The organism is Vibrio alfacsensis, assembly GCF_019670485.1.
Classification (GTDB): Bacteria; Pseudomonadota; Gammaproteobacteria; order Enterobacterales; family Vibrionaceae; genus Vibrio; species Vibrio alfacsensis.
Genome location: NZ_AP024165.1, coordinates 2321786 through 2342829, shown reverse-complemented (window position 1 = coordinate 2342829; position 21044 = coordinate 2321786). Strand labels below are relative to the sequence as shown.

The window sequence follows — 21044 nt, the reverse complement described above, 5'->3', positions numbered from 1 at the left end:
ACCCTTGTGTCGAGTACCCTGCGCAAGCTTTGTGACATTTTTGTCACAATTGCGCAGGAATAAATACAAGGAGGGAACAGATGAGTTCATCTGCTTCAATGAAACAAAATTCACCAAAGAAGCCGCTATTTACGCGTTTTCTAGATACTGTCGAATATTTGGGGAACCTTTTACCCCACCCAATCACGCTTTTTGCCATTTTCTGCCTTGCGATCCTAGTTATGTCGGGTATCGCGGGTTATTTTGAGGTTTCTGTTGTTGATCCTCGCCCAGAAGGTGCTCCTGGTCGTGCGGCAGACGGTATGATCCAAGTGGTCAGTCTGTTGAACGCCGACGGCCTGCAGTTGATCGTTACAAATCTAGTGAAGAATTTTGTAGGCTTCGCACCATTAGGTACCGTACTGGTTGCAATGCTTGGTGTTGCCATTGCAGAACATTCTGGACTACTTTCTGCTGCAATGCGTGGCCTAGTAATGGGCGCTTCTCAGCGCATGGTTACGGTAACGGTAGTTTTCGCTGGTATCATTTCAAACACGGCTTCTGAGCTTGGCTATGTGGTGTTGATTCCACTCGCGGCAATGCTGTTCCACTCTCTAGGTCGTCACCCACTTGCTGGTCTAGCTGCCGCGTTTGCTGGTGTATCTGGTGGCTATTCTGCCAACCTACTTATCGGTACGGTTGACCCACTGCTGTCAGGTATTACTGAAACCGCAGCACAGATGATTGACCCAACTTACACCGTTGGTCCTGAAGTAAACTGGTACTTCATGTTTGTTTCGACGTTCTTCATCGCGATTACCGGTGCATTTGTTACTGAGAAAATCGTTGAGCCAAAACTTGGCAAATACAATGATGAAGAGGCGGCTGAAGACTTATCTCAAGATAAAATGGGTGGTCTGACTGACGTAGAGAAGAAAGGTCTTAAACTGGCGGCTATTGCAGTATTGGCTGTTTCTGCACTACTAGCATGGACGATTGTTCCTGCTGATGGTGTTCTACGATCTGATGCAGGCACGGTTGCAGGCTCTCCATTCCTGAAGAGTATTGTTGCGTTCATCTTTGTGTTCTTCGCAGTACCGGGCTTTGTTTACGGTCGCGTTGTTGGCACGATGAGAAATGATCGCGACGTGATTGATGCCATGTCGAAGTCAATGTCTTCAATGGGCATGTACATCGTACTGGTATTCTTTGCTGCGCAATTTGTTGCTTTCTTTAAGTGGACGAATTTTGGTCAAGTATTCGCGGTAGCGGGTGCAAGCTTCCTACAAGAAATTGGTCTAACTGGCCCAATGCTGTTCTTTGCTTTCATCTTAATGTGTGGGTTCATCAACTTGATGATTGGTTCGGCATCAGCGCAGTGGGCAGTAACTGCACCAATCTTTGTACCAATGCTAATGCTAGTCGGTTACGCACCTGAAACGATTCAAGCGGCTTACCGTATCGGTGACTCAACGACGAACATCATTACACCGATGATGAGCTACTTCGGTCTTATCCTTGCGGTAGCAACACGCTACATGAAGAACCTAGGTATCGGTACGTTAATCGCGACCATGTTACCTTACTCTATTGTCTTCATTGTTGGTTGGAGTGTGCTGTTCTACCTATGGGTATTCGTATTCGGTCTGCCTGTAGGCCCTGGTGCGGCAACGTACTACACGCCTTAATGAGCAATCTCACTCTGCTAAAACAAAGCCTGCATTCGTTGCAGGCTTTTTGTTGTTTAGAGCGCTTGGGCGCTAGCGTTTTGCAAGAATTCGGTCGAGGTGATTGGCAAATTCACGGCGCTCTGTTTGAGATAAAGCCGCCGGACCACCCGTTTGGATGCCACTAGAACGCATAGTCTCCATAAAGTCACGAATGTTTAAACGTGCTTTGATGGTATCTTTCGTGTATAGCTCGCCCCGAGAACTTAGTGCGAGCGCGCCTTTGCTGATCACTTCATCCGCAAGGGGGATATCAGAAGTGATGACTAAATCGTTGGCTTCAACGCGACGCACGATTTCATTATCGGCGATGTCAAAGCCAGCAGGTACTTGAAGAGTGTGAATGTTCGCCCGCTTAGGTACAGGCACAAGGTGGTTAGCTACAAAAGTGCAATCAACACCGGTTCGCTCAGCAGCACGAACGATAGTTTCGCGGATGACTTTCGGACACGCATCCGCATCTACCCATAATTTCATGATGTTTTCTCACTCAGTTGTGCTTCTAATCGTTCAATACGATCGAGTAGTTTTGCGACGGTATTTTCTAGAACAGTAATACGGTCATCTTCTTTTGGTGTTTGCAGTGCCACTTCGATTTTAGGAACGCCATTTGCGTTCTTCCAGCTCTTGATTGTCGCAATCAGTGCAGGCATTGGTACTGGTGTTTTCATTCGAGCTTTAACCAGTGCTACGGTTGGCTCTTTACCTTGCTGCTGTAGCTGTTCCATCACGGCTTCCAGCTCTTTAGTGATGTCTTGAGTTAACATAATTTGTCCCTACTAAAATGACTTTTATCATCATACTTCGCACGACTTATTTTGGCGAATGGCAATTTCGGTAGAGCCTTGTGCGAGATCTCTTACACAGGTTGTGAGAGAAAACGATTTCGTCATCAACCAAATAGAAAATAAAGAATCTAAATGTATGAAATATAAGCATTTAACATATTTTTAACCAAAATTTTCGACAAAAGATTCTCTAAGGTAGATTGAGATTTAAAGGGAAAAGCGTAAATTAAACCTTGTCGGCAGGAAGCAGACACGGAACAGGAAAGCACCAAGGATTTGGTTATCGTCAGGAAGACGATTTGGTTATTCAGGATGAGTGATCAAGCAAGGAGCGTAGGACATTGTAAGGATACAATCATCAATAGGATGTTGATGACTAAGGATAGACAATGGACCCCTCATAGGATTGAGGCAAGGACAGCATCAGGAAGATGCAAGGGACACCGCTCAAGGAACAAGTGATGCGCGCTAACGAGGATTGTTAGCTATCAGGATGATAAGGACACCGCTAGGACGGCGACGTAAGGACCAAGCTGACGGATTCAGCCACTATTATGGATGATGCATGGAGCACTAATTAGTAGCCGGACTGCTGCGAGTAAGACTATGGCCCCGATACGTTTGTGTCGGGGCCTTTCTTATTATTGACGCTTTTATAAATCTAACCAATTGAAAGTCGTCATGTCACATTATTTATAAAATCCTCATAACACTGAATAAAAAACAATCCAGATCAAGTTTCTTTCCAACCAGTTGGTTTAACTTTCGGCTTCTCAAAGGCGTTATGTGCTGCAGTTAAGGCATATTGCTTATCTACTGTAGATAAATGAAGTTTGCTGTAATCAAGGAATAGATGTGACCATAGTAACCAGAAGAATGCTTCTTCTACCCTACAATGAGTCGTTGCAACTAGAGTTCGTGATGTTGAATTGCTGTGCTAAAAACCGCGCAGAATTGAACGGACCTCATACTGTGTCTTCTGCCAAACAGTTGTTTGAGAAGATTCTGGATGATGAACATGTCTACAGCATGGCTGTACTTGAGAGTACAAGCCGTGATTACATGGGACATGTGTTTATTTCTAACTTGGATCATGAACCTGAGCTAGGTTTTATCTTTGATAAAGCTTATTGGGGTAAAGGGTTAGCGACAGAAGCGTTAAAGGCGTTTTTTCCAAAAGCATGCCGTGAGTTAGGGCTGCACAGAGTCAAAGCGAACGTGAACAGTCACCACGACGCGTCAATGATTGTGTTGGAAAAAATAGGATTTACAAAAAAACGGGAGAATAAGGACCTGTATGGCCCTTATTTTGAAATGGAATTTACAAGCGATGTGGCGGTAGGTGAAAGTTCTGCGGCCTAAACCCAACCATGGTTAATTGTCCTTGGTAACAATCATCACCAAGCGATGAAAACTCAAACTGATAGATTGTATGCCAACGCCAGATTCCCTCTGGCGTTTTCAGTTTATGCGCACCAAAAGCCATGCTCACCAACTGCAGATCTAACTGTTCGCATTTTCGCGTGATGGCTGCTTTTGCCAACTCGGATTGACGTCGTTGCTGCCAAAACAGAAAGCAGAAAAAGCATAGCCCTAATATGGCGAGAAGGTCTCCAATCATTTTGAATCCTTGACTATCCTTTTGTGGCTTGCTGCAGTTTGATGAGCGCAGTCGTCAGTTCTTCTGATGGACTTGAATGCAAGAGTGGTAGCAATACCATTCTCAGCTCTGGCAGCATAACCAAATCAGCAAACAATTGGTTAAATAGGGCTTGGTTACCGGTTTGAGCCAGACGCAGTAAAAATTGCTCAGCAACATTTGCCTCTGCCAATAGATGCCAAGTACGACCCGCAATACCAATAAGCACTTCTTGGTGGCTCAGACGTGGGCTTGCCAAGATGGTTTTCAATATTGGTAGAGATGTCTCAACTGGAGCACCAGCCAGTGCACGCATCAATGCAGATAACAAGAATAAGTCAGGTTCGTTACTATCCATTTCTCGTTGCGCTTTTTCTGCGATACGTTCAGCTAAACGATCTTGCAAATCCACATGTTCTAACGCGCCAAGTAAGGCGTAGAGTGGCTCATTTGGTAAGTGATTTAAAGCCTTTCGCAATGTCACACCATTTTGCTCTTTGCCAAGACGCGCTGCCATATCTGTGATGCCCTGCAGACCGACGGTTTGCCAGTTCTCCCAGCCTAGGCCACCAGTGAAGTAATGCTGAGTATGCTCGTAATATTGGCTGGTGGGTAAACCTAAGTTCGCGCGCACTTGGCTGTGGAATACCGCCATTTTTTCTTCAGCAGGTTTGAAAGTGTATGGATTGTTTGAAAGCTTTTGCTGTTGTTCTTCCGAGATATCTGCGCTGAGGCGAGTACCCATGGCTTCAATGACGTATTTGATGAAGTTACCAATATCGGATTGCTTTAATAAACCACGCTCATCCAACTCAAACTTCAGAAACCAAATCCAAGGCTGCTTTTTTTCATTCCAATAGGCGATCGCTAAGTGCGCTTTGCGCTGCATTGGGAATGGGTAAGGACATTGACCTTTTTCTACATCGGCAAAAAGCGATGGATCGATGGTTTTGATTCGACGACCGAGATCAAAGATCTGATATTCGCAGTGGCTGTTGCTGAGTAACTGGGTGAGGGTATGAATATTTTCCATTAAATACGACATCCTAACGTTCTTTTCACAAGAAATGGTATCATTCTCGGCTAATTCAAGGTTCGAGACAGAATTAATGGCAACAAACACCCAATTGGTCGACTTACTTCAACAACTTGAGGCGCAATTGCAGCAACATGAACTTTGGCAGCAAACGAAGCCATCGGCACAAGCCCTGCAAAGCTCTGAGCCTTTTGCAATTGATACATTGCACCCGCATGAATGGTTACAGTGGATTTTTATTGCAAGGATGCGAGCGTTAGTAGAAAGCTCGCAGCCTTTGCCAAGTGGTTTCTCTATCGAACCTTACTTTGCAGAAGCATGGAAACAAGAGCCGCATTACGCTGAGCTGCTCGTGACCATCCGAACCATCGACGAACTATGTAAGTAATCTTAATGTCAGAACAAGAAACATCACACGTTGTTGCTCCAGTGGAGTTGGAGATCGTATATCAGGATGAGTACTTTGTCGCAGTGAATAAGCCTGCCGGTATGTTGGTGCATCGCAGCTGGTTAGATAAGCATGAAACGCTTTTCGTAATGCAAACACTGCGTGACCAAATTGGGCAACATGTATTTCCTTTGCATCGTTTAGATCGTCCAACTTCAGGTGTACTGGTGTTTGCGCTTTCGAGTGAAGTGGCATCGCAAGTTATGCCAATGTTTGCTGAGCATAAGATGGAGAAAACCTATCACGCGATCGTTCGAGGCTGGATAGCCGAAGAGGGGGTGCTGGATTACGCACTTAAAGTGGAGCTTGATAAGATTGCAGACAAGTTTGCCTCGCAAGAGAAAGAAGCTCAAGACGCTGTGACGGCTTACAAGCCTCTGGCGAAAGTGGAAGTGCCTTACTCAACAGGTAAGTTCCCAACGACGCGCTACTGTTTGATGGAAATGAAGCCGAAGACAGGTCGAAAACACCAGTTGCGTCGACATATGGCGCACCTACGTCATCCTATTGTCGGGGATACCACTCATGGTGATGGCAAACACAATAAGCTGTATCGCACCGAATTTGACTCACATCGTTTGTTGTTGCATGCATCAGAGTTGCGTTTTGTTCATCCGTTTACGAACGAAGAGATCGTAATGAAAGCGGGTATTGATGAAACTTGGCAACAACTGTTTGCTCGATTTGAATGGGATAAATCGCTGCTAAAATAACGCACGTAGATTGCTCAGTGTACACGAGAGATAAAACGAGAAAGGGGGGGGATATTCATATCCCCCCCTTTTTTCTCTTTGAGAAATGAAATGGTTTACTTAAGCTTTTCTAGATCGGCTTCGATCTCGGCGATCTTACTCGAAACCACTTTTTCTAGATGACGAAGATCGGACAGAATTTTTTCTTTTACATCGACTTCTGCTGTTTTCACTGGCTTAGTGATCTTGTTTAACTCGTCGATCACTAAGGTCAAGTTGCGGTTTATTTCCGTAATTTCTTTGTACTTGTGGCTGCCACTGTCAACCAACACATTCTTCACTTGGCGTGGGTATTTAAATTTTACGCTTTTAGCGAAGAACTCACCTTTTTGTTTGTGGAAGTATATTTTGAGGACGTCTTTATGAGCTTCTTGTCGAAGGGAATAACGTTCAATCTGCTTTGGGTCGTGGATGCCCAAACCAGTGAGGTGTGGATACATAGGCTACCTCTGTCTAGTCACTAGAATAAGTCTTCTTTGTAACTGTAGCAGCCCATATTTGAGCTAGATAGCTGATATTTAGTCAAATTGCTCAACTTGTGGGCAAGATCGCTCTCGTTCTTGCCCACCGATATTTTACAAAAGAAAAGTGCCCCTTTGCTATGCAGAAACCGAATCGGCTAACCGTTCAATCAACATTTCGCGTAGCTCTTCTTGCTGTTCTTCACTCAAGCGTCCACCTGCATCACTCGTCAGAATAAACAAGTCTTCGGCGCGTTCACCAATGGTGGTGATCTTCGCGGCGTGCAAGTTAATGCCTAAATCTGCAAAAGTACGTCCGACTTTAGCGAGTAAGCCTGGTGTGTCTAGGGCGACAAACTCCATCAGCGTGCGTTTTTTACCTTTGGTGGGTAAAAAATCGACTTTAGTTTTTACGTGAAAGTGCTGAAGTTTATGTGGCGTTCGACGAGTCTTGATCTTTGTTGGACGGCCGTCTTCGAGGACATGCGTGATGTGTTTGCTGACTGCACTATGACGAGTTTCATCAATGACATTACCATGGTGATCGAGAACCATGAATGTATCCAGCACATGGCCATCTTTGCTGGTCATGATTTGGGCGTCATGAACATTGAAGTTTCGGCGATCGAGCTCCGCTACGACGGTTGCAAATAGTGCGGGTTGATCTTTGGTATAAACGAACACTTCAGTGCCGCCACGAGTGGCTTTTTTGCTGATCAGAACGAGCGGTTTAGATGGGTCTTCCATGCGCAGTAAATTTTCACAATGCCATGCAATCTGCTTGTGAGTATGACGCAAGAAATAATCGGCTTTGAAGCGCTGCCATAACACTTCAATTTCACGGGCAGAGAACCCCTCTTTGCGAAGTAAAGCTGATGCCATCTGTTGGTTATGTCGGATGCGTTCACGCACATCTACGGGGTTTTCTAATCCTCGGCGTAGGGCTCTCTGAGTGGAATAGAACAGCTCAGCAAGCAATGTACGTTTCCAACTGTTCCAAAGTTCGGGGTTAGTCGCGCAAATGTCGGCGACTGTCAAACAGACCAAGAATTCAAGGCGCTCTTCATCTCGAACTTGTTTTGCGAATTCAGTGATCACATCTGGATCGTATATATCACGGCGCTGCGCCGTTACCGACATAATTAAGTGATGACGTACCAACCAGCTAACCAGTTTTGCTTCGGGTTTCGATAAGCCGTGCTCAATACAAAAATCGTAGGCTTCGCCTTCACCAATGACAGAATGATCGCCGCCTCTGCCCTTACCAATATCATGGAAAATAGCAGCAAGAATCAACAGCTCTTTTTTCTGGATGCGAGGGTAAATTTCGCAGCATATGGGATGCTTATTATGGTTTTCTGCATAGCTGAATGTGTTGATGTGTTTAAGTAAGCGAACGCTATGTTCATCGACCGTGTAGACATGGAATAAATCAAACTGCATTTGACCAACAATTTGACTCCACTGCGGTAAATACGCGGCAAGAACGCCCAAACGGTGCATTAAGCTAAACGCTTTGTGAAGGGCGTTCGGGTGTCGACACAGAGTCATGAATTTTTCGCGGGCTTCTGGAATGGTATGCAGAAACTTATTTAAACGACGACGTGCCGTGCGAAGTTGGCGAAGAGTAGGCGGGCTGACTCCCTCAATGCTTGAGTCGTTTGCAATGTGAATAAACATATCCAGAATGGTTTCTGGACGCGCTTGAAACAGTGCTGGCTTACGCGCTTCAATTAACGAACCTCGACGTTGAAAGTCTTCATCAATGATTTCAGCATCTTGTGTTGCGCCACCATTGATGATCGCTTGGTCGAATAATTTGAGCAGCATTTTGTTGAGTTCTGAGACACGACGGAGGGTGCGGTAGAACTCTTTCATCATCATTTCTACGCCGCGGTTTCCCTCCCCAATGTAGCCTAGGTGCTCAGCAACTTGGGCTTGATGAGCAAAGGTTAAGCGGTTGTCGTAGCGGCGCAATTCAATATGAAGCGCAAAACGAACACGCCACAAAAAGTCTTGGCATTCAACTAGTTCACGGTATTCGGCATCGGTTAAGAACCCAAAACGGCTCATTTCAAGTAGCGTCGTGGCACCAAAATGGCGGCGAGCCACCCAGCTTAAAGTATGAATGTCTCGTAACCCACCAGGTGTCGATTTGATATCTGGCTCTAAGTTATAGGTGGTGTCATGGTAGCGGGCGTGGCGCTCACGTTGTTCCTGAATTTTGCCTTGGTAAAAGGTTTCACTAGGCCAAAAAGAATCTGATAGCACCACATTTTTTAGGGCTTGGAATGTATTTTCACTGCCGCAAAGCAGCCGCGCTTCTTGTAAGTTAGTGGCTACCGTGAGATCTGAGCGACCGATCTCTGCGCATTGTTCAACAGTGCGTACGGCATGCCCAACTTCAAGTCTCAAATCCCACAAGAGGGTGATGAATTCACTGATTTTGGCTTCCAGTGCATTTGGCAGGCGATGGTTCGATAAGATCAGAATATCAATATCGGATAGAGGGTGAAGCTCGCCACGTCCATATCCACCGACAGCAATCAACGAAATGTTGTGAATATCATTGAAACCAAAGTGTTGCCATAAACGGTTAAGGAGCAAATCCATATATTCAGCACGCGACAACACGAGGTTAGTCACCGGGTGATGATTAAGAAATTCTTGCTTTTGATATGAACTGAATTGTTCGAGTTGTTGTTTAAGTTCGCCGACATTGATTTGCTCATCGGTAAACGTGAGAGGGGACTGAAGTGTCATATTTGCTATCCGTGCAAGCTAAACCTATTAGCAATCTAACAAATTTGATGCTGATAAAAAATATCCCCGCACTGGCGGGGATAGTAATAGATAGAATTGATTAGATGTTTTTCATAAAGCGAGGAATGGTGTCATCACTACGAAGAGTGAACACTTCACAACCTTCTTTAGTCACCACGATGGTGTGTTCCCATTGCGCTGAGTTTTTGCCGTCGCCAGTGTAAACCGTCCAGTCGTCTTGTACGTCAACAGTACATCCGAACTTACCTGCATTGATCATTGGTTCAATAGTAAAGCACATACCTTCTTTCAATACGCGGCGATCTTTGTTCTTGTAATGCACCACTTGAGGCTCTTCATGGAACTCATTACCAATACCGTGGCCACAGAAATCTTTAACAATCGAGAACTTATTGCGAGGGTTGTTCTTGTTGTTGTCTTTGATGTATTTCTCGATAGCAGTACCGATGTCACCAACTGTCGCACCAGGCTTAACTTGACGCATACCGATGTATAGCGCTTCTTGGGCAACCATACATAGGCGCTTGTTCGCAGGTGATACTTCACCCACTAGGAACATTTTTGATGTATCACCATGGTAACCTTGTGGACGAACACTTAGGTCAGCATTTTCATCGTCAGGAATGATAACCGTAATATCGACGTTGATGATGTCGCCATCTTTCAAAACCGCAGGTTTCATTTGGCCATTTGCACCCATTTCATCTTCTGCAGCGGGAATGCCGTGACAAACGATGTGGTTGATAGAGGTACAGATTGATTTAGGGAATCCATGGTAATCAAGCGGTGCAGAGTATGCGCCTCTCTCTAGAGCGTAATCGTGACAGATTTGGTTTAGCTCGTCTGTCGTTACACCAGTTTTGATGTACGGTTCGATCATTTCTAGAACGTCTGCGGCTAGCTTGCCCGCAATACGCATGCGTTCGATTTCTTCAGCAGTTTTAATCTTGATTGACATTGGCTTTCTCTACTTATTCGTAAGCACGTGAACGTGCGAATGAGCGCATTCTATCAGACATATTGCACGGAACCCAAGTCGGTTCAGAATATGCGTTTCGCTTTCTTTGTATTAGAAGACCGAATTTGTTCATGAGTAACGCGGGGTATTTGATGAACAAGAGAGATTGTAACAAACAATTTTTACTAGCCATGTTGGGCTAAAATATGGTATAAAGCGCGCCGGAATCGAGGGTTGTTCTCTTCATTTATCTTTAGATTAATGGCGAAGCGGCTTTCTTCCGAATAACTTTTTATCTTTAAATCACACACATTCCGTCACATGTTCCGGGGTGCTGAGCAGAAGCTTGGTCGGAATTATGGGGGATGTGGAGGCCTAACCCCATAGAGGATTTTAAAATGGCAACTGTATCAATGCGCGATATGCTGAAAGCTGGTGTTCACTTCGGTCACCAAACTCGTTACTGGAACCCAAAAATGAAGCCATTCATCTTTGGTGCTCGTAACCGCGTTCACATCATCAACCTAGAAAAAACTGTACCAATGTTCAACGAAGCTCTAGCTGAACTAGCTAAAGTTGGCGAGAAGAAAGGTAAAGTTCTATTCGTAGGTACTAAACGCGCTGCATCTGAAGCTGTTAAAGAAGCTGCTATCGCAAGCAACCAATACTACGTTAACAACCGTTGGTTGGGCGGCATGCTAACGAACTACAAAACAGTTCGTCAATCTATCAAGCGTCTAAAAGAATTCGAAGCACAAGCACAAGACGGTACTTTCGAAAAACTAACTAAGAAAGAAGCTCTAATGCGTACTCGCGAAATGGAGAAGCTAGAGAAATCTCTTGGTGGTATCAAAGATATGGGCGGCCTACCAGACGCTCTATTCGTAATCGACGCTGATCACGAGCACATTGCAATTAAAGAAGCTAACAACCTAGGTATTCCAGTTTACGCTGTGGTAGATACTAACTCTAACCCAGATGGCGTTGACTACATCATCCCAGGTAACGACGACGCAATCCGCGCTGTACAACTATACCTAAACGCTGCTGCATCTGCAGTAACTGAAGGCCGCAACAAAGACGTTGCAGTAGTTGCTGAAAAAGACGGTTTCGTAGAAGCTGAATAATAGCGGCTCTGCGTCACACTTAGTCTATGTGAAACCTTGTTGTAGCATAGATTGAGTTATAGTTAGCAATGGGGGCCGACAATGTAGGCCCCTGTTTTTTACCTTATTTCGAACCAAACGAGGAATAGAGAATGGCAACTGTAACTGCTGCTCTAGTTAAAGAACTTCGCGAGCGCACTGGCGCTGGCATGATGGAATGTAAGAAAGCGCTTGTAGAAGCAAACGCTGACATCGAACTAGCAATTGAAAACATGCGTAAATCAGGCGCAGCGAAAGCAGCTAAAAAAGCTGGTAACGTTGCAGCTGAAGGCGCAATCATCATCAAAGAAGAAAACGGCGTTGCTGTTCTTCTTGAAGTTAACTGCCAAACTGACTTCGTTGCTAAAGACGGTAACTTCACTGCATTCGCAGAAGAAGTTGCAGCTGCAGCTCTAGCTTCTAAAGCTTCTGTTGAAGAGCTTCAAGCTCAATTCGAAGAAGCTCGCGTAACTCTAGTAGCTAAGATCGGTGAGAACATCACTATCCGTCGCGTACAGTACGTTGAAGGTGCTGCAATCGCTTCTTACCGTCACGGTGAGAAAATCGGTGTAGTTGTTGCTGGTGAAGGCGATGCTGAAACTCTTAAGCACGTTGCAATGCACGTAGCTGCTTCTCGTCCAGAGTACGTAAACCCATCTGACGTACCTGCAGACGTAGTTGCTAAAGAGCGTGAAGTTCAAGTTGAAATCGCTATGAACGAAGGCAAGCCAAAAGAAATCGCAGAGAAAATGGTTGAAGGCCGCATGAAGAAATTCACTGGCGAAGTTTCTCTGACTGGTCAAGCGTTCATCATGGAACCTAAAAAATCTGTTGGCGAAATGCTAAAAGAAAAAGGTGCTTCAGTTGCTACATTCGTTCGCCTAGAAGTTGGTGAAGGTATCGAGAAAGCAGAAGGCCTAAGCTTCGCAGAAGAAGTAGCACTAGCTCAAAAAGGTTAATCCTTAGCGAATTGTGCAAAGATTAGACCGTGGCCTTGGCTGCGGTCTTTTTATGAGCAAAGGGCGATGCGCTACATTAACATTTGCCTTGTTCAACTTAGATTTACTGTGATCAATTTAGATTTGCCGTGATCAATAGCTATAAGAACCTTTGTATCTATTTATGACTGTTAATCAACAACTCTCTTTTTGGAAGGTAAACTCCATGACTACGAACCCTAAACCAGCGTATCAACGTATTCTATTAAAACTGAGTGGTGAAGCTCTTCAAGGCGAAGAAGGTTTCGGTATTGATCCTGCGGTTCTTGATCGTATGGCTCAAGAAGTTAAGGAGCTGGTTGAACTAGGTGTTCAAGTTGGTGTTGTAATCGGTGGTGGTAACTTATTCCGTGGTGCAGGTCTTGCAGAAGCAGGCATGAACCGTGTTGTTGGTGACCACATGGGTATGCTTGCAACGGTAATGAATGGCCTAGCAATGCGTGATGCACTTCACCGTGCATACGTAAACGCTCGCGTAATGTCTGCAATTCCTCTAAAAGGTGTGTGTGACGATTACAATTGGGCAGACGCTATCCGTGAACTTCGCCAAGGCCGTGTTGTGATTTTCTCAGCAGGTACTGGTAACCCATTCTTCACAACAGACTCTGCGGCGTGTCTACGTGGTATCGAAATTGAAGCTGACGTAGTTCTAAAAGCAACAAAAGTTGATGGCGTATTTACGGCTGACCCTGTAGCAAACCCAGACGCAGAGCTGTATGATAAGCTATCTTACGCTGAAATTCTGGATAAAGAATTGAAAGTAATGGACTTGGCTGCGTTCACTCTTGCTCGTGACCACAAAATGCCAATCCGCGTATTTAACATGAACAAGCCAGGCGCACTACGCCGCGTGGTAATGGGTGAAGCTGAAGGCACTTTGATCTGCGCTGACGCGTAAATCTCAATGCCATTCAACTATTGTAGAGTGGCATTCTGCTTTGCTTAAGCCCCTTAGGCTTTCTTCAGGAAAGATGACATTTTTAAGGTGAAACCGTGATTAACGAAATCAATAAAGACGCGCAAGAGCGCATGGACAAAAGTGTTGAAGCGCTAAAGAACAACCTTTCTAAAGTTCGTACTGGCCGCGCGCACCCAAGCCTACTATCTGGTATCTCTGTAGAATACTACGGCGCTGCTACTCCTCTTAACCAAGTCGCTAACGTTGTTGCTGAAGACGCTCGTACTCTAGCAATCACAGTGTTCGACAAAGAGCTAACGCAAAAGGTTGAGAAAGCGATCATGATGTCTGACCTTGGTCTAAACCCAATGTCTGCTGGTACTATCATTCGCGTTCCACTTCCACCGCTAACAGAAGAGCGTCGTAAAGACCTAGTTAAAATCGTTCGTGGTGAAGCAGAAGGCGCTCGTGTTGCTGTACGTAACATCCGTCGTGACGCAAACAGCGATCTAAAAGGTCTTCTAAAAGACAAAGAAATTTCTGAAGATGAAGATCGTAAAGCACAAGACGAAATTCAAAAACTAACTGACGTAGCCGTTAAGAAGATCGATGATGTTCTTGCTGCGAAAGAAAAAGAGTTGATGGAAGTTTAATACTCCACCTACATCACTGTTGGAAAACGCTGTGCTCACAGCGCAGCGTTTTTTTGTGTTAGTCTATCCAACTGATGGAACTCACTTAACTCCCTATGCAAAATTCTCAAGCCTTCTCTGATTCCCTCCCGAAACATATTGCCATCATTATGGACGGTAATGGTCGTTGGGCTAAGTCCAAAGGAAAACCTCGCGTATTTGGTCATAAAAAAGGCGTTAACGCTGTTCGTAAGACCATCGCAGCTGCATCGAAACTTGGTATTGATGCGGTCACATTATTCGCATTTAGTAGTGAAAACTGGCGCCGTCCTGAAGAAGAAGTCGGTCTGCTAATGGAACTATTTATTTCAGTATTATCCAGTGAAGTGAAGAAACTGCACAAAAACAACTTACGTTTGCGTGTTATTGGTGATATCAGCCGTTTCAGTGATCGTTTAAGAGGCAAAATTGCGGAAGCGGAAGCCTTGACGGAAAGCAATACTGGGATGGTGATTAATATCGCGGCTAACTACGGTGGAAAGTGGGATATCACAGAGGCGGCAAAAGCGTTAGCGTCGAAAGCGCGTAACGGTGAGATCCGTATAGAAGACATCAATGAGCAGTTGATTACCCAGCATCTGACCATGGCTGATCTACCAGAAGTTGATCTTTTGATTCGTACCAGTGGTGAATGCCGCATTAGTAACTTCATGTTATGGCAAATGGCGTATGCAGAAATGTACTTTACTGAGGAGTACTGGCCAGATTTTGATGAAGATAGCCTAGTTGAGGCTGTCACTTGGTTTATTAACCGAGAGCGTCGTTTTGGCTGTACGGGTGAGCAAGTCAAAGCATTGATGGCTGCTCAATAAGGACTAGTTAGTTTGAAACAGAGAATAATAACCGCACTAATTTTAGCTCCCCTAGTTATTTTAGGTATTTTTAAATTACCCCTAATGGGCTTTATTATCGCGTTAGCAGCGATAACGCTATTAGGATTTTGGGAGTGGACACAGTTCACAGAGAGCAACTCACGCATTGCGGCATTGGTTCCAGCTGTGGTTGTAACCGGATTGAGCTTTTTGTTTATTTCCCCAGATGTGACAAACCTTAACCATCTTACTTTTTCGCATTACACCGTTTTAGGACTTGGTTTTATCTGGTGGATTGTTGCAAGTGGTATGGCGATTACCTACCCGAAGACCACTAATCTATGGCAACGCAGTAAAGCGCTTCGTCATGTATTTGGCTTTTTGACCCTGATTCCATTCATGTGGAGTGTGATCATTCTTAGAGCGTCTGATATTTCAGTGGATCCATACCACGGCGCAAAATTAGTGCTGTATGTTTGTTTCTTGGTATGGGCTGCAGATAGCGGTGCTTACTTTGCCGGTAAGAGCATGGGTAAGCGTAAAATGGCACCAAACGTCAGTCCAAATAAGACCATTGAGGGTTTAATTGGTGGCATTATAGCAGCACTGGTTGTGGGCTGGTTATTCGCAGGCTGGTTCGATATCCAATTTACCAGCCCTGTACATATGGTCATCATCACGTTAGTTACGGTGGTTATTTCAGTGCTTGGTGACTTAGTGGAAAGCATGTTTAAACGTGTTTCTGGTATTAAAGACAGCAGTAACATCATTCCAGGCCATGGCGGTATTCTCGATCGAATCGATAGCTTAACCGCCGCATTCCCAGTATTTGCTCTTCTCTACTACGTATTCTAATTTATCGGGAGCGGCATCGTCGCTCCTGAGTTTTTCTAACGGTCTTACATCATGCAAAATTTAACGATTCTTGGTGCAACAGGCTCAATCGGTGCAAGCACACTTAAAGTGGTTGAACAAAACCCTGAGCAGTTTTCAGTCGTCGCATTAGCGGCAAGCACGAACGTTGATAAAATGGTTGCGCTGTGCCGTAAATGGCAGCCTAAGTACGCCGTGATGGCGGATAAAGCGGCAGCAACGGCGTTGAAATCCGAACTAGCATCAATTGCGCCAAATACGGAAGTACTCGGTGGTATTGATGCACTTTGTCATGTCGCTTCGCTAGAAGAAGTCGATAGCGTGATGGCAGCAATCGTAGGTGCAGCAGGTTTATTGCCGACGATGGCAGCCGTGAAAGCGGGTAAGCGCATTTTGCTTGCGAACAAAGAAGCTCTGGTTATGTCAGGGCAACTGTTTATCGATGCCGTAGCAGAACATGGCGCAGAATTGCTTCCTGTGGACAGTGAGCACAACGCTATATTCCAGTGCCTTCCACAGCAAGTTCAGACTAATTTGGGTCGTTGTAACCTTGAAGAGCATGGTATTTCTTCTATTCTGCTTACTGGCTCGGGCGGTCCGTTCCGTTATACCGACATTGCAGAGTTAGACACAGTGACACCTGCACAAGCGATAGCTCACCCTAACTGGTCAATGGGGCCGAAAATTTCGGTCGATTCCGCGACCATGATGAATAAAGGCCTTGAGTACATTGAAGCAAAATGGCTATTCAATGCAGCTCGCGAGCAGCTAAAGGTGATCATTCACCCACAATCAGTTATCCATTCAATGGTGCAATACCGTGATGGTTCTGTATTAGCGCAGATGGGTGAGCCTGACATGGCGACACCAATTGCCCTTACTTTGTCTTACCCATCACGTGTAGATGCGGGTGTGAAACCGCTTGATTTTACCCAAGTTGGTGAGTTGACCTTTCTACAGCCAGATTTTGCCCGTTACCCTTGTTTGAAGCTGGCGATCGATGCGTGCTATGAGGGGCAACATGCGACGACGGCTTTGAATGCGGCGAACGAAGTTGCTGTTGATGCTTTTCTGAATAATCGTCTTGGTTTTACAAATATCGCTCGCATCAATGAGGCGGTATTGAACAAAATCATTGCAAACCATAAAACTGAGAATGTGAATAGCTTGGAAAGCTTAATAGAGCTAGATAGAATGTCACGAACTATCGCCTTAGAACTATTACGTGAGCGTAGCTAATGACTGGTATTTTATGGAATTTGGTTTCTTTTATCGTTGCATTGGGCATTTTGGTTGCTGTGCACGAATTTGGTCATTTTTGGGTTGCGCGTCGATGTGGCGTTAAAGTCGAAAAATTCTCTATTGGCTTTGGTAAGTCGATTTGGAGCAAAGTGGGCAAAGATGGGACTGAATACAGTATTTCAATGATCCCACTAGGCGGCTACGTCAAGATGGTGGATAGCCGTGTTGATGAAGTTCCTGAAAATGAAAAGCACATGGCTTTTGATCAGAAGCCACTTTGGAAACGCACATCGATCGTTGCTGCGGGTCCTATCTTTAACTTCTTATTTGCAATTGTGGCATATTGGTTCGTGTTCCTTATCGGTGTGCCCGCAGTTAAGCCAGTAATTGGTGATATTACGCCCAATTCAATCGTTGCTAAAGCAGGAATTGAATCCGGGATGGAACTAAAATCTATCTCTGGCATCAAAACACCGGATTGGGAATCGGTTAATATGGGGCTTATCTCCCATATTGGTGATGACTCTATGACCATCACTTTGTCTTCAGCTGACGAAGTGGGTTCAGAGGTCACCAAAACATTAGATATCCGAGATTGGAAGTTTGATCCTGAAACCGAATCTACGATGCAATCTCTCGGCTTCAAACCCTATACTCCTGAAATTTTCACGGAGTTAGCACAGGTTAGTGAGGGTGGCGCCGCTGAAAAAGCAGGATTGCTTGCCGGTGATGAAATCATCGACATGGGTGGTCAAAAAGTAACGAGTTGGAATGATGTGGTAGAAGCCATTCGTTCTAATCCGGAAACGCCAATTGATGTTGTTGTATTACGTCAAGGCGAAGAGCGACGATTCACATTGACACCAAGTAGCCGTGAGCTAGCTAACAAACAGGTCGTTGGCTTTGCAGGTATCGCACCTGAAGTCGCAGAATGGCCAGAAAGTTATCGCTTCGAATTACAGTTTGGTGTATTCGAGTCTATTGGTAAAGCCGTAGACAAGACCGGACAAGTTATTGGGCTGACAATTAGCATGTTGAAAAAGCTAATTGTTGGTGACGTTGGTTTGAACAATTTGAGCGGACCAATTTCAATTGCGAAAGGCGCAGGAGCAACCGCCGATTACGGTTTGGTTTACTTTTTAGGTTTTCTGGCACTAATTAGTGTTAACCTAGGTATTATCAACCTCGTCCCGTTGCCAATGTTGGATGGTGGCCATTTGCTGTTTTTTGCAATAGAAGCGATTATCCGACGCCCAGTGCCTGAAAAAATACAGGAAATGGGCTATCGAATTGGTGGTGCGATTATATTCGCGCTGATGGCGTTGGCGCTATTTAATGATTTTACTCGTCTGTGATAGTTCAGAGACACAAGCAGTAGCAAGGAATAATTAGAACAAGTATGGCGATTAAGCGAATTCTATTTGCAAGTTTACTGGCGACCAGTGTATCCGCAAATGGAGCAGAGAACTTTGTAGTTCAAGATATTGAAATCGATGGATTACAGCGTGTGGCACTAGGTGCTGCATTGCTGAAAATGCCTGTACGTGTCGGTGATACTGTTGACCAAGGTGATGTCGCAGACATCATTCGCGCATTGTATGCATCGGGTAACTTTGAAGATGTAAAAGTGCTGCGTGATGGCGGTATTTTGGTTGTTCAAGTAAAAGAACGTCCTACCATCGCTAGCATTTCATTTTCAGGCAATAAAGCAATCAAGGACGAGCAGCTACAAGAAAACCTGAACGCTTCAGGCGTTCGTGAAGGTGAAGCGCTTGACCGTACGACGCTTAGCAACATTGAAAAAGGCCTTGAAGATTTTTACTACAGTGTTGGTAAATACAATGCGACAGTAAAAGCCGTTGTAACCCCATTGCCTCGTAACCGTTCTGACTTGAAGTTTGTCTTTACTGAAGGCGTATCGGCAAAAATTCAACAAATCAACTTTATCGGCAATGAAGTCTTTTCTGATGAAGATCTTCTGTCTCGTTTTAACCTTAACGTAGACATTCCGTGGTGGAACTTCTTGGCGGATGACAAATATCAAAAGCAAGTGCTTGCTGGTGATATTGAAGCGTTGAAGTCTTACTATCTTGACCGTGGTTACCTGAAGTTTAACGTCGATTCGACACAAGTGGCGATTTCCCCTGACAAAAAAGGTGTATACATTACGCTTGGTATAGAGGAAGGGGATGTTTACACCGTTAAAGACGTGAAGTTCCGTGGTAATTTGATCGGTGAAGAAGCGACGCTAGAAAAGCTGGTTCCATTTGAAGATAACGAAACTTACAACGGTTCTCGTGTGACTTCGATGGAAGAGGGCATTAAACGTGTGCTTGGTGAATCTGGTTACGCCTATCCACAAGTGAATACGATCCCTGAGTTCGACGATGAGAACAAACAAGTTTCTCTTATCGTTAACATTGATCCTGGTAACCGTATCTACGTTCGTGATATTCGCTTTACAGGCAATAACTCAACCAAAGATGAAGTCTTGCGCCGTGAAATGCGTCAGATGGAAGGCAGTTGGTTAAACTCGAAATCAATCGAAACGGGCAAAACGCGTCTAAATCGTCTTGGGTTCTTTGAAAACGTTGAAGTTCAGACGGTTCGTGTCCCAGGCAGTGATGACCAAGTTGACCTGGTCTACACAGTTAAAGAAGCAAACTCAGGTAGTGTTAACTTTGGTGTCGGCTACGGTACAGAATCTGGTGTGAGCTTCCAAGTCGGCTTACAACAAGATAACTTTATCGGTACTGGTAATCGTGTTGGTATTAACGCGATGATGAACGATTACCAGAAAAACGTGAGCTTAGACTACCGCGATCCATACTGGAACTTAGATGGTGTGAGCTTAGGCGGTAAGATCTTCTATGATGAGTTTGAAGCATCTGAAGCCGGTATTATCGACTATACCAACCAAAGTTATGGTGCGAGTTTGACATGGGGTTTCCCTTTTGACGAACTGAACCGTTTTGAGTTTGGTGTCGGTTACACACATAACAAGATTGGTAACGTACCAACTTACGATCAGGCAGCTAAATTTGCACAAAGTATCGGCCAGCCAGATGGTGACATCAATACTAATGACTTTGACGTCAACGTTTCTTGGACTCGCAATAACTTGAACCGCGGTTATTTCCCGACAGCGGGTAACCACCAACGCGCATTCTTTAAGGCGACGGTTCCGAGCTCTGATGCTCAGTACTTCAAGATGCAATATGACGTACGCCAGTACATTCCACTCACCAAGAAGCATGAATTTACGCTATTGATGCGTGGCCGCTTGGGTTATGGTAATGGTTACGGTAAAACGGATGGTAACGATAACGTGTTCCCATTCTATGAAAACTACTACGCAGGTGGCTTTACTACGTTGCGTGGCTTTGGTTCAAACAGTGCTGGTCCACGAGCGGTATACACGGATAACTCCGGTGCATGTGGTAACAACGGCTGTATTACCGCAACAGAAGATTCAGTAGGTGGTAATGCGGTAGCGTTGGCGAGCCTTGAATTGATCGTCCCAACGCCGTTTGCTTCGGACGAAGTACGCAGTCAGATCCGTACGAGTATCTTCTTCGATATGGCAAGTGTTTGGGATACTGAGTTCGATTACAACAAAGCAGGCGCTGTGACTGGCGATAAGTACTACTACGATTACTCTGATCCAAGTAACTATCGTTCATCTTATGGTGCAGCGTTGCAGTGGATGTCTCCAATGGGGCCACTGGTTTTCTCACTAGCGAAACCAGTTAATAAATTTGATGGTGATGATGAAGAATTCTTCACATTTACTATCGGTAGAACTTTCTAAA

Annotated in this window: 20 protein-coding genes; 13 read left to right on the top strand and 7 right to left on the bottom strand. The window is 44.9% G+C overall.

Annotated elements, in window-relative coordinates; translation table 11 throughout:
- The first annotated feature begins 80 nt into the window (after window positions 1-80).
- Complete coding sequence (locus VA249_RS10785) at window positions 81-1667, top strand: AbgT family transporter (protein WP_221067975.1); 1587 nt, start codon at window positions 81-83, stop codon at window positions 1665-1667.
- A gap of 72 nt (window positions 1668-1739) precedes the next feature.
- On the opposite strand, the gene VA249_RS10780 is transcribed toward VA249_RS10785, so the two are convergent.
- Window positions 1740-2183, bottom strand: coding sequence for a YaiI/YqxD family protein (locus tag VA249_RS10780; protein ID WP_221067974.1), 444 nt, complete (start codon window positions 2181-2183; stop codon window positions 1740-1742).
- Window positions 2180-2473, bottom strand: a complete 294-nt coding sequence (locus tag VA249_RS10775) for a hypothetical protein (RefSeq protein ID WP_221067973.1) — start codon at window positions 2471-2473, stop codon at window positions 2180-2182. Before VA249_RS10775 ends, VA249_RS10780 begins: the two co-directional genes overlap by 4 nt.
- 897 nt (window positions 2474-3370) lie before the next feature.
- On the opposite strand from VA249_RS10775, the gene VA249_RS10770 reads away from it, so the two are divergent.
- The gene (locus VA249_RS10770) at window positions 3371-3856 is read left to right on the top strand and encodes a GNAT family N-acetyltransferase (RefSeq protein WP_164837242.1); all 486 of its coding nucleotides are present in this window, start codon (window positions 3371-3373) and stop codon (window positions 3854-3856) included.
- On the opposite strand, the gene VA249_RS10765 is transcribed toward VA249_RS10770, so the two are convergent.
- Together VA249_RS10765 and VA249_RS10760 are read right to left on the bottom strand one after the other, a co-directional pair.
- A complete protein-coding gene (locus VA249_RS10765) occupies window positions 3816-4115 on the bottom strand; it encodes a DUF3301 domain-containing protein (RefSeq protein ID WP_211916133.1) in 300 nt (99 codons plus the stop codon). The two genes, VA249_RS10770 and VA249_RS10765, sit on opposite strands and share 41 nt — an antisense overlap.
- Window positions 4116-4128: 13 nt before the next feature.
- Window positions 4129-5166 carry a DUF3549 family protein gene (locus VA249_RS10760; RefSeq protein WP_221067972.1) on the bottom strand — a complete coding sequence of 346 codons (1038 nt, stop codon included), beginning with the start codon at window positions 5164-5166 and terminating at the stop codon, window positions 4129-4131.
- Window positions 5167-5242: 76 nt separating this feature from the next.
- Between VA249_RS10760 and VA249_RS10755 the strand changes: the two genes are divergently transcribed.
- Both VA249_RS10755 and truC read left to right on the top strand, forming a co-directional pair.
- Entirely contained in the window at window positions 5243-5557 is a 315-nt protein-coding gene (locus VA249_RS10755) for a YqcC family protein (RefSeq protein ID WP_211916135.1), read from the top strand.
- Window positions 5558-5562: 5 nt separating this feature from the next.
- Window positions 5563-6330: a tRNA pseudouridine(65) synthase TruC gene (truC, locus tag VA249_RS10750; RefSeq protein WP_221067971.1), complete on the top strand. Its 768-nt coding sequence runs from the start codon at window positions 5563-5565 to the stop codon at window positions 6328-6330.
- Window positions 6331-6425: 95 nt separating this feature from the next.
- Here truC and VA249_RS10745 read toward each other — a convergent pair whose 3' ends face one another.
- From VA249_RS10745 to map, 3 genes are all read right to left on the bottom strand, one after another.
- Window positions 6426-6809, bottom strand: a complete 384-nt coding sequence (locus tag VA249_RS10745) for a DUF3461 family protein (protein ID WP_128810373.1) — start codon at window positions 6807-6809, stop codon at window positions 6426-6428.
- 159 nt (window positions 6810-6968) lie between these two features.
- Complete coding sequence (gene glnD / locus VA249_RS10740; RefSeq protein WP_221067970.1) at window positions 6969-9593, bottom strand: bifunctional uridylyltransferase/uridylyl-removing protein GlnD; 2625 nt, start codon at window positions 9591-9593, stop codon at window positions 6969-6971.
- A 100-nt stretch (window positions 9594-9693) separates the two neighbouring features.
- Window positions 9694-10572: a type I methionyl aminopeptidase gene (map, locus tag VA249_RS10735; RefSeq protein WP_221067969.1), complete on the bottom strand. Its 879-nt coding sequence runs from the start codon at window positions 10570-10572 to the stop codon at window positions 9694-9696.
- 398 nt (window positions 10573-10970) lie between these two features.
- On the opposite strand from map, the gene rpsB reads away from it, so the two are divergent.
- The 9 genes from rpsB to bamA all read left to right on the top strand — a co-directional run bounded on the left by rpsB (window position 10971) and on the right by bamA (window position 21043).
- Window positions 10971-11699: a 30S ribosomal protein S2 gene (gene rpsB, locus VA249_RS10730; RefSeq protein ID WP_128810376.1), complete on the top strand. Its 729-nt coding sequence runs from the start codon at window positions 10971-10973 to the stop codon at window positions 11697-11699.
- A 131-nt stretch (window positions 11700-11830) separates the two neighbouring features.
- Window positions 11831-12676: a translation elongation factor Ts gene (tsf, locus tag VA249_RS10725; protein ID WP_128810377.1), complete on the top strand. Its 846-nt coding sequence runs from the start codon at window positions 11831-11833 to the stop codon at window positions 12674-12676.
- Between the two features lie 205 nt (window positions 12677-12881).
- Window positions 12882-13613 (top strand): UMP kinase, encoded by a 732-nt coding sequence (gene pyrH / locus VA249_RS10720; RefSeq protein WP_010449750.1) that lies wholly within the window; start codon window positions 12882-12884, stop codon window positions 13611-13613.
- A gap of 95 nt (window positions 13614-13708) precedes the next feature.
- On the top strand, window positions 13709-14266 hold the full coding sequence (gene frr / locus VA249_RS10715; RefSeq protein WP_010449748.1) for a ribosome recycling factor: 558 nt from the start codon (window positions 13709-13711) through the stop codon (window positions 14264-14266).
- A gap of 95 nt (window positions 14267-14361) precedes the next feature.
- Window positions 14362-15117, top strand: a complete 756-nt coding sequence (locus VA249_RS10710) for an isoprenyl transferase (protein WP_211916139.1) — start codon at window positions 14362-14364, stop codon at window positions 15115-15117.
- Between the two features lie 12 nt (window positions 15118-15129).
- Complete coding sequence (locus tag VA249_RS10705; protein ID WP_221067968.1) at window positions 15130-15972, top strand: phosphatidate cytidylyltransferase; 843 nt, start codon at window positions 15130-15132, stop codon at window positions 15970-15972.
- Between the two features lie 51 nt (window positions 15973-16023).
- Window positions 16024-17229, top strand: coding sequence for a 1-deoxy-D-xylulose-5-phosphate reductoisomerase (gene ispC, locus VA249_RS10700; protein WP_221067967.1), 1206 nt, complete (start codon window positions 16024-16026; stop codon window positions 17227-17229).
- Entirely contained in the window at window positions 17229-18587 is a 1359-nt protein-coding gene (gene rseP, locus VA249_RS10695; RefSeq protein ID WP_221067966.1) for a sigma E protease regulator RseP, read from the top strand. Before ispC ends, rseP begins: the two co-directional genes overlap by 1 nt.
- Window positions 18588-18631: 44 nt before the next feature.
- Window positions 18632-21043 (top strand): outer membrane protein assembly factor BamA, encoded by a 2412-nt coding sequence (gene bamA, locus VA249_RS10690; protein WP_128810381.1) that lies wholly within the window; start codon window positions 18632-18634, stop codon window positions 21041-21043.
- The last annotated feature ends 1 nt before the right edge of the window (window position 21044 follow it).

Coding starts and splice junctions, on each gene's coding strand:
- glnD (WP_221067970.1), bottom strand. CDS start 9,593: ATGACACTTCAGTCCCCTCTCACGTTTACCGATGAGCAAATCAATGTC.
- VA249_RS10710 (WP_211916139.1), top strand. CDS start 14,362: ATGCAAAATTCTCAAGCCTTCTCTGATTCCCTCCCGAAACATATTGCC.
- rseP (WP_221067966.1), top strand. CDS start 17,229: ATGACTGGTATTTTATGGAATTTGGTTTCTTTTATCGTTGCATTGGGC.
- VA249_RS10775 (WP_221067973.1), bottom strand. CDS start 2,473: ATGTTAACTCAAGACATCACTAAAGAGCTGGAAGCCGTGATGGAACAG.
- pyrH (WP_010449750.1), top strand. CDS start 12,882: ATGACTACGAACCCTAAACCAGCGTATCAACGTATTCTATTAAAACTG.
- VA249_RS10765 (WP_211916133.1), bottom strand. CDS start 4,115: ATGATTGGAGACCTTCTCGCCATATTAGGGCTATGCTTTTTCTGCTTT.
- ispC (WP_221067967.1), top strand. CDS start 16,024: ATGCAAAATTTAACGATTCTTGGTGCAACAGGCTCAATCGGTGCAAGC.
- VA249_RS10745 (WP_128810373.1), bottom strand. CDS start 6,809: ATGTATCCACACCTCACTGGTTTGGGCATCCACGACCCAAAGCAGATT.
- VA249_RS10785 (WP_221067975.1), top strand. CDS start 81: ATGAGTTCATCTGCTTCAATGAAACAAAATTCACCAAAGAAGCCGCTA.
- VA249_RS10755 (WP_211916135.1), top strand. CDS start 5,243: ATGGCAACAAACACCCAATTGGTCGACTTACTTCAACAACTTGAGGCG.
- rpsB (WP_128810376.1), top strand. CDS start 10,971: ATGGCAACTGTATCAATGCGCGATATGCTGAAAGCTGGTGTTCACTTC.
- tsf (WP_128810377.1), top strand. CDS start 11,831: ATGGCAACTGTAACTGCTGCTCTAGTTAAAGAACTTCGCGAGCGCACT.
- VA249_RS10780 (WP_221067974.1), bottom strand. CDS start 2,183: ATGAAATTATGGGTAGATGCGGATGCGTGTCCGAAAGTCATCCGCGAA.
- bamA (WP_128810381.1), top strand. CDS start 18,632: ATGGCGATTAAGCGAATTCTATTTGCAAGTTTACTGGCGACCAGTGTA.
- VA249_RS10770 (WP_164837242.1), top strand. CDS start 3,371: ATGCTTCTTCTACCCTACAATGAGTCGTTGCAACTAGAGTTCGTGATG.
- truC (WP_221067971.1), top strand. CDS start 5,563: ATGTCAGAACAAGAAACATCACACGTTGTTGCTCCAGTGGAGTTGGAG.
- map (WP_221067969.1), bottom strand. CDS start 10,572: ATGTCAATCAAGATTAAAACTGCTGAAGAAATCGAACGCATGCGTATT.
- VA249_RS10760 (WP_221067972.1), bottom strand. CDS start 5,166: ATGGAAAATATTCATACCCTCACCCAGTTACTCAGCAACAGCCACTGC.